Annotated in this window: 8 protein-coding genes; 5 read left to right on the forward strand and 3 right to left on the reverse strand. The window is 44.3% G+C overall.

Annotated elements, in window-relative coordinates:
* Window positions 1-120: 120 nt before the first annotated feature.
* From lon to R7041_RS21625, 4 genes are all read left to right on the forward strand, one after another.
* Complete coding sequence (gene lon / locus R7041_RS21610) at window positions 121-2472, forward strand: endopeptidase La (protein WP_005382343.1); 2352 nt, start codon at window positions 121-123, stop codon at window positions 2470-2472.
* Window positions 2473-2663: 191 nt separating this feature from the next.
* Window positions 2664-2936, forward strand: coding sequence for an HU family DNA-binding protein (locus tag R7041_RS21615; protein WP_005382341.1), 273 nt, complete (start codon window positions 2664-2666; stop codon window positions 2934-2936).
* 201 nt (window positions 2937-3137) lie between these two features.
* Window positions 3138-4997: a peptidylprolyl isomerase gene (gene ppiD / locus R7041_RS21620; RefSeq protein WP_005382334.1), complete on the forward strand. Its 1860-nt coding sequence runs from the start codon at window positions 3138-3140 to the stop codon at window positions 4995-4997.
* Between the two features lie 255 nt (window positions 4998-5252).
* Entirely contained in the window at window positions 5253-5537 is a 285-nt protein-coding gene (locus R7041_RS21625) for a ComEA family DNA-binding protein (RefSeq protein WP_031777211.1), read from the forward strand.
* A gap of 98 nt (window positions 5538-5635) precedes the next feature.
* Here R7041_RS21625 and rrtA read toward each other — a convergent pair whose 3' ends face one another.
* Window positions 5636-6187, reverse strand: a complete 552-nt coding sequence (gene rrtA, locus R7041_RS21630) for a rhombosortase (RefSeq protein ID WP_206949638.1) — start codon at window positions 6185-6187, stop codon at window positions 5636-5638.
* 3 nt (window positions 6188-6190) lie between these two features.
* On the opposite strand from rrtA, the gene R7041_RS21635 reads away from it, so the two are divergent.
* A complete protein-coding gene (locus R7041_RS21635) occupies window positions 6191-6805 on the forward strand; it encodes a tRNA-uridine aminocarboxypropyltransferase (protein WP_206949639.1) in 615 nt (204 codons plus the stop codon).
* Window positions 6806-6811: 6 nt separating this feature from the next.
* Here the strand turns inward: R7041_RS21635 and R7041_RS21640 are convergent, their stop codons facing one another.
* Together R7041_RS21640 and yfbR are read right to left on the reverse strand one after the other, a co-directional pair.
* Window positions 6812-8134, reverse strand: coding sequence for an anti-phage deoxyguanosine triphosphatase (locus tag R7041_RS21640; protein ID WP_206949640.1), 1323 nt, complete (start codon window positions 8132-8134; stop codon window positions 6812-6814).
* 15 nt (window positions 8135-8149) lie between these two features.
* Entirely contained in the window at window positions 8150-8734 is a 585-nt protein-coding gene (gene yfbR, locus R7041_RS21645) for a 5'-deoxynucleotidase (RefSeq protein ID WP_062730721.1), read from the reverse strand.
* Window positions 8735-8850: the final 116 nt, after the last annotated feature.

An 8850-nucleotide genomic window follows, 5' to 3' on the forward strand; every position in this document is an offset into this window, starting at 1 on the left:
AATGAAAAAGGAGGTAAGTAATTACCTCCTTTTTTTATTTCTCTTATTGAATCCAAACAATTAGCCCCCATATACTGCCTTAAGTAATACGTTAAACGTGAAAGCGGAAGAGAGAATTATATGAACTTGGAACGTTCCGAGCGTATCGAGATCCCGGTACTACCTCTACGTGACGTAGTGGTCTACCCACACATGGTTATTCCATTGTTTGTTGGTCGTGAGAAATCGATTAGCTGTCTAGAAACGGCGATGGAAACCAACAAACAAGTTCTTCTTGTGGCACAAAAGCAAGCGGATACTGACGAGCCTACGGTTGACGACCTATTTGACGTAGGTACGGTAGCCACCATTCTCCAGCTCTTGAAGCTTCCGGATGGCACAGTAAAAGTATTGGTCGAAGGCCAGCAGCGAGCAAAAATCAATCACTTTAAAGAGAGTGACTTTTTCCTAGCGGAAGCTGAATTTGTTGTTACGCCAGAATTGGATGAGCGTGAGCAAGAAGTGATTGTTCGCAGCGCGATTAATCAGTTTGAAGGGTTCATTAAGCTAAACAAGAAGATTCCACCAGAAGTGCTAACGTCACTTAATGGTATCGACGAAGCCGCACGCTTAGCGGATACCATTGCGGCTCATATGCCGTTAAAGTTGGTGGATAAGCAGCAAGTGCTTGAAATTGTTGACGTCACTGAGCGTCTGGAATTCCTGATGGGCCAGATGGAATCAGAGATCGACTTGCTGCAAGTTGAAAAACGAATTCGTGGTCGCGTTAAAAAGCAAATGGAAAAATCTCAGCGTGAGTATTATCTGAATGAGCAAATGAAAGCGATTCAGAAAGAACTTGGTGAGATGGAAGACGCACCAGACGAGTTCGAAACGCTACAGAAGAAGATTGACGAATCAAAAATGCCTCAAGAGGCACGTGAAAAGACAGAGCAAGAGCTGCAAAAGCTTAAGATGATGTCTCCAATGTCTGCTGAAGCAACAGTGGTTCGTAGCTACATCGATTGGATGGTCAGCGTTCCTTGGGCTAAGCGCTCAAAAGTTAAGAAAAACTTAGCGAAAGCAGAAGAGGTTCTTAATGAAGATCACTACGGTCTAGAACGCGTCAAAGAACGTATCCTTGAATACCTGGCTGTTCAAAACCGTATCAACAAGCTAAAAGGTCCTATCCTTTGTCTTGTTGGTCCTCCTGGTGTAGGTAAAACGTCTCTTGGTCGTTCAATTGCTTCAGCTACAGGCCGTAAGTATGTTCGTATGGCGTTGGGTGGTGTGCGTGATGAAGCGGAAATTCGTGGTCACCGTCGTACTTATATCGGCTCATTACCAGGCAAATTGATCCAGAAGATGTCGAAGGTTGGTGTGAAGAACCCGCTGTTCTTATTGGACGAAATCGACAAAATGTCTTCCGATATGCGTGGTGATCCGGCATCGGCTCTACTAGAAGTACTTGATCCTGAACAGAATAACTCGTTCAACGATCACTACCTAGAAGTGGATTACGATCTCTCTGACGTTATGTTTGTTGCGACATCGAACTCGATGAACATCCCGGGTCCATTGTTAGACCGTATGGAAGTTATTCGTTTATCTGGTTACACCGAAGACGAGAAGCTGAACATTGCAAAACGTCACCTTGTTGATAAACAAGTGAAGCGTAATGGCTTGAAAGCGGATGAGATCGTCATTGAAGATTCTGCGATTATTGGCATCATTCGTTACTACACGCGTGAAGCGGGTGTCCGTAACTTAGAGCGTGAGATTTCTAAGATCTGCCGTAAAGCGGTGAAGAACATCTTGCTGGATAAGGACATCAAGTCAGTAACGGTAACGATGGACAACCTAAAAGAGTACTTAGGTGTTCAACGTTTCGATTACGGTAAAGCGGATGAAAGTAACCGAATTGGTCAAGTAACTGGCCTAGCTTGGACCGAAGTGGGTGGCGATCTATTAACGATTGAAACTCAATCAATGCCAGGTAAAGGTAAGCTGACACAAACGGGTTCTCTTGGTGATGTGATGCAAGAGTCTATCCAAGCAGCAATGACAGTGGTTCGCTCTCGTGCAGAAAAGCTAGGTATCAATACTGACTTCTACGAGAAGAAAGATATTCACGTACACGTCCCGGAAGGCGCGACACCAAAAGATGGCCCAAGTGCGGGTACAGCAATGTGTACAGCATTGGTTTCTTCTCTAACAGGCAACCCTGTGAAAGCAGAAGTAGCGATGACGGGTGAAATCACACTGCGTGGTGAGGTTCTACCTATCGGCGGCCTAAAAGAGAAGTTACTTGCGGCACACCGTGGTGGCATTAAGACAGTGCTAATTCCAAAAGATAACGAGCGTGATTTGGAAGAGATTCCTGATAATGTTATCGCGGATCTGGAAGTTATCCCTGTACAGTGGATTGATGAAGTACTGAAAGTCGCACTAGAGCGAGACCCGACGGGCGTTGAGTTTGAGTCTCAAAAATAGTGATGTGTAGCAAAAATAAGTAAAAGTTTACGCTGATAAGCCCAAAAAGGCTTGTCAGCGTTTTTTTTGGGCGCTAAGTTAGTTTCGATAGCTGCCAGCCCTTGATGAATAAGGGGTGGAGCATATTTTCTTAACAATGGAACGAAAGTCATCACAAAAATAATCACAGATGACACAAAGGGGAAATTACAGTGAATAAAACTCAGTTAGTAGAACAAATCGCAGAAAATGCAGATATTTCTAAAGCGTCAGCGGGTCGTGCTCTAGATGCATTCATCGAAGCAGTAAGCGGAACTCTTCAATCTGGTGATCAAGTCGCTCTAGTTGGCTTTGGTACATTCAGCGTTCGTACTCGTGCTGCACGTACTGGTCGTAACCCAAAAACTGGTGAAGAAATCCAAATCGCAGAAGCAAAAGTACCAGCTTTCAAAGCTGGTAAAGCACTGAAAGACGCTTGTAACTAATCACGGCGTTATTTCTGTAACCGGCCATTTGCTTAACTTTTGCTCAAACAATAAGTTTCGAACAAAAATTTACAAACTTCGAGCCGAACTTTCTTAAATTATGCGCATCATACTGATGCGCATTTCTTTTTCTGATATTATTGCGCCATTATTTCTATTAGATAGAAGCAGTAGGCTTCAATTGTGGAGAGCAGTTAAATTATGATGGATCGACTACGCGAAGGCGTGAATAGCATCGCGGTCAAAATTATCCTTGGACTTATCATCCTGTCTTTCGTATTTGCAGGTGTAGGTAGCTACATCGTTGGTGGTAGCAACAACTCTGCAGCGAAAGTCGGTAACACTGAGATTCCTCGTGGTGAGTTCGAGATGGCATACCAAAATGAGCGTAACCGTATGCAAGCTCAGTTGGGTGACTACTTCTCTCAAATGCTGGCTGACCCTGCATATGTTGAATCTTTCCGCAAATCCGTTTTAGATCGAATGATCAATGACGTGTTGCTTGACCAACAAGCTGAAGCTTTGGGTCTGCGAATCAGCGACACTCAAGTGCGTAGCATGATTCTAGACATGCCTCAGTTCCAATCTAATGGTCAGTTTGATCAAGAGATCTATCAAGCTTCTTTGCGTCGTGCAGGCTTTTCGCCAGACTCTTTTGCTGAGTACATGCGTCGTGAATTGGTTCGTGAGCAACTGCTGAATGCGCTACAAAACAGTGAATTTATTCTGCCGGGTGAAGTACAAGCAGAAGGCAAGCTGTTCACTCAAACTCGTGATATTCGCACGATTCAGATCGACTTAGCGGAGTTTGCGAAAAATATTGAATTGACCGACGAAGAAATTCAAGAGTACTACAAAGCAAACCCAGACAACTTTACACGCCCAGAGCAGGTTAAAGTCTCTTACATCGAACTGTCAGCTGAAGCGCTAAAGGAACAAGTTAATGTTTCTGATGCTGAGGTGAAAAAGTACTACGACGAGCACTTAAACAAATACTCTTCAGAAGAGCAACGACGTGTCGCTCACATTCTTGTAGAAGGGGACGATGAAGCAAAAGCGCAAGCTATCCTAGATGAGCTAAACGCGGGTGCAGATTTTGCGACGCTTGCTCAAGAGAAATCTGACGATTTTGGCAGCGCTGAAAACGGTGGTGACCTAGGTTGGATTGAGCGTGATGTGATGGACCCTGCTTTTGAAGAAGCGGCATTCGCACTGAAGAATCCTGGCGATACGTCGGGTCTAGTAAAGTCGGACTTTGGCTATCACATTATCAAGCTTGAAGAGCTAAAAGATTCTGTGGCGAAGCCATTTGAAGAAGTCGCTGCTGAAATCAAACAAGAGATGGTCGACCAACAAGCGATCGATCAATTCTACGAGTTGCAAAATGAGCTTGAGCGCGTAGCGTTTGAATACCCAGACTCATTGTATGATGCTTCTCAAGCGGTTAACCAAGAAGTGAAGACAACGGACTTTATTTCTCAGGTTGATGCACCTGAAGTGCTTCGTAGCCCTGCGGTAATGCAAGCTATCCTAAGTCCTGAAGTTAAAGAAGATGGCCTAAACTCTGAAGCTATCGAAGTTGCGCCTGAGCATATTATCGTTGTTCGTGTTGAAGATGCGCGTGACGAGACAGTTCTTCCACTAGAAGAAGTGAAAGATCAGGTTGTTGCAGAGCTATCTCGTGTTAAAGGTGAGCAAGAAGCGATGGAACTTGGAACACAAGTCGTTGCGGCATTGAAAGAAGGTAAGACGAACGTGCTTGCTGAAAACAATCTTGCCTTTGGTGAACAAGAGACAGTAGATCGTCGTTCTCCGTTAGCAACAACGGTATTCGCGATGGCAAAACCAGTCGATGGTAAACCAGTATACGGTCAGTCTAAAGATCTTGAAGGTAACATCATTATCATCGAGCTTGATGCTGTAAACGCAGAGCTAGATAGTGAGTTAGAAGATCAAGTTGCGATGCAAATGCAGCGTGCATCTTCTCAGCAAGATTTATCATCTGTACTAGCCGTACTGCGTGCAAATACTGACATTGAGTACTTTGTTGTGAGCAACTAAGCACAATTAGTGTAATTTGTATGTTGAATAAAACGGACCGCATAAGCGGTCCGTTTTATTTTTGTCTTTATGAACTTCAATCATCAATAGGCATTACTTAAATTAGTGCGCGTTTAAGTGATAGCGGCCGTTGTGAATTCCGGGTCATCTCAGTTTGTTAAATGCATAACCATATTGCTTTCCATTGCAAACTTGATAGTGACTCGCTCTCGACGACTGTTTTTAGCCTACTATTTTGGAGATTGTATGTTCAATATGAAATGGATTTTGACATTGTGCTTATTTGTTTTTGCACCTTTTAGCATGGCTGCGGATTCAGCCACTGACAAATATGAAGGAATTGAAATTACTGTAAATATCAACACGGCCACTGCTGAAGAAATTGCGACCATGTTGAAAGGTATAGGTGAGAAGAAAGCGCAGAGTATAGTGGACTACCGCGAGGAACATGGCCCTTTTAAAACGGCAGCAGATTTGAAGAGCGTAAAAGGCATTGGTGAAGCGACAGTTAAGAAAAACGAAGACCGCATTTTACTGTAGCTTGATGTATTGCAGATATTGAGTCTGAATTCAGAACAATATCTGCTTCCCTATTACTGCTTTCCCGAACCAGCCCCTCTTTCGTGGTTCGGGATTTTTTATCCGAATAAACGACGGCGAAGGCCTTTTTCCAGTAAAGCCATCACTAACCCACCGAGTGCGCCAAACATATGAGCATCAATAGCAACGTTTGCACCGATAAGTTCAGCAGTACTGCTTGATGGGCCATAGACCTGCTCCCATGCTACTTTGGCGATTAGCCCTCCGACTAACAACACACTGCTTCTTCTGTTTTCAAAGACTTCTCTGAGCGCCCAAAATCCAAACAATCCGTGTAATACGCCGGATAAACCCACGTATACCGACATGTTGGTAAACAAATTCAGCGCACCAACACATGCACATAAGATTGAAAAAACGATAAGGAAGTTACGAGTGCTTGGGCGAAAAATAAAAGTAATGATCCACAATCCGGCGAGGTTCATTCCTAAGTGCGCAAAGTTGGTATGTGTGAGATTTCCTGTTACGATTCGCCACCATTCACCATGGCGTATATTGTAGCTGTGCCACTCGGTTAGGTTTGCCATTGGTTCAAATTGAAGTATCAAACAGATCACGCTGATAATACTCAGCAAGGTATAAAGGTTCACTCTATGTCTCGTTATTGTTCTCGTTGTGGAAAATCGCAAAAAGCGTGTATTTGCCAATGGATTGTACCGCTGGCAAGCGAGGTAGAACTTATCATTCTTCAGCACACGAGTGAAGAACATCGTCCGCTTGGTACGGCACGGATTCTCAATTTGAGTTTAGATAACTGTATTTGTTTGATAGGAGAGGACTTTTCTTGTGATGATGTCTTAAATCACTTATTAGCGGATGAGTCATATCAACATTTTGTTCTTTACCCATCAGAAGAGTCACGATGCATTTCTGAAATCACTCAAGCGAGTCATAGTGTATCTAAGAAAATACGTTTGATTTTGCTCGATGGTACGTGGAAAAAAGCGTACAAAATGTGGCAACTCTCAAGCAACTTACATTCATTCCCAACCGTGCAGTTGCCTAAGCAACTACAAGGGCACTACACCATTCGTAAGGCGCCCTCTGAGAATAGCTTATCGACAGTCGAGGCTGGTTATCATTCGCTTCGCTTGCTTGAACCCGAGCGCGACTTTACACCGCTTATGCATGCCTTTGAAAAGATGATCGAATTCCAAATCGCCCAGATGCCTCCGGGCGTTTTTGAAAAGAATTACTTGAAAGGTTGAGTGTTACTAAAGAACGATGGAAGAGAAAAGTTGGCGGTGTAGCTTTTGCGCGTGACCATCGGTCATTGCAGAAATATAATCGGCGATGACCCTCATTTTATTGCTCTCGCTCTTCGCCTGACACCACAGATCTTTTGTATGAACGGGTAGTAATCGCTCTGGGTCTGCTGTTAACGCTTCAAAAATATCCATAATAATTTGCTGACCCTTATACTCAACGATCTGGACCTGCGGGACTTGGATAACGAAGGTGCTGACAAAGTGCTTGAGTACGTCAAGTGCACGTGCCATCTGTGGTTCTAAACACGCATTCCAAGACAGTAACGGGTTATTAAACGGCTCACCCACCGTTTTGATTGAAATGCTGGTCAGTAGCGCGTTAACCATACCACCGATGGCATCTTTCCGCTCATGGTGCTTACCGCTAAATAGCATCTGTCCGATGGAATCGATATGAGCTTCAAACCACGGGTCGCCACAGTCCGCTAATTGACTTGCTGCGCCTTCTTGCCATTGCTGACGTGTCACCATACCAAGTACGATTGCATCTTCTAAATCATGAACACCGTAGGCGATATCATCTGCTAGCTCCATGATTGAGCAATCGAGTGATTTAAAACGCGTTTTACTGTGCTCAAACTCCGATTCTGGCGTTGAACGCATCAGACTAAGCAATGCCTTGTCGTTGTCAGAAAGCGGTGCAATTACCCAATCAAATAAGTCTTTATCACAATCATAAATGCCTTTAGCTGGGCTCCAATCTTTTGCTTTTAGTTTACGTTGATGCTCGGCTGGTTGAGGCAACTTGACGGAGCGTGTTTGACTAATGAGGGCAGGGTACTTAATCAAACCAAGCAGTGTGCGGCGTGATAAATTCATTCCGAAATGCTCAGTATAAGGCTCTAACTTAGTGACGATACGAAAGGTTTGGGCGTTCCCCTCGAAGCCGCCATGTTCGCGCATTACGTAGTTTAGAGCGACTTCTCCCCCATGACCGTATGGAGGATGCCCGATGTCGTGAGCCAAACATAATGAATCAATTAAGCTGTCTGATGGTAATAGATCACGGAACTCTGGCTGTTTTTTCTTTAACTGGGCGACGATACCGGTCCCTAGTTGCGACGCTTCTAAGGAGTGTGTTAACCGACTGCGGTGAAAGTCTTCCAAGCTATTGCCGTGTACTTGGGTTTTTGCTTGTAGGCGTCGAAATGCAGCCGAGTGAAGAATGCGCGCTCGGTCTCGTTGGTACGGGCTCCGATGGTCGTCTCGACGGATTTTATGCTCATCATCATGGCGCTCTTGCCATTGCGGGTGTAATTCAAACGACACGATTATCTCCGTAAGCTAACTGATTTCATCTAACGATAATTCGAAACTTGGGGCAAAGGTATTGAGAAAGTAATCCATTTCAGGCGTTTTGCGTTCTTGCAAAGTGACGTCTAAGCGTTTTTTTGCCAGAGCGAACTCATGGTTGCCGGCGCTTAGTTCTTCAAGACATTTTAAATAGGCACAGATGGAATCGGCTTGCTTAACGATTTTTGCGTCCTCTTCGTGTGCAGAGTGAGAAAGAAGATAGGGGGCAAAATCATCTTGGAACTCTTCCGGTAACATGGAGAGTAATTTTTGTTCCGCTGCCGATTCTATCTTCTTATATTCTTTGGCAATTTCAGGATTGTAATACTTCACTGGAGTTGGAAGATCACCCGTTAATACTTCGCTGGAGTCATGGTACATGGCAAGAATAGCGATGCGTTCTGGATTAAGGTTGCCGCCGAACTTTTTGTTTTTAATTAGGGCAAGGGCATGAGCGACAAAAGCAACTTGTAAGCTATGCTCTGAAACGTTTTCTGGTGAGACGGACCGCATTAAAGGCCAGCGTTGGATCAGCTTCATTCGAGCCAGGTGGGCGAAAAAATGGCTTTCTTTCATGGCTTTCTCCGTTTCTGGTGTAAAAAAGGAACTCACTAGGAGTTCCTCTAAGCATATGAGAGATCAGCACTAATTACTACCAGTGATTCATTACTGGCTGTAGGTTGATAGGAATC

It is taken from the genome of Vibrio sp. 1751 (genome assembly GCF_033339895.1).
Taxonomy (GTDB): domain Bacteria; phylum Pseudomonadota; class Gammaproteobacteria; order Enterobacterales; family Vibrionaceae; genus Vibrio; species Vibrio alginolyticus.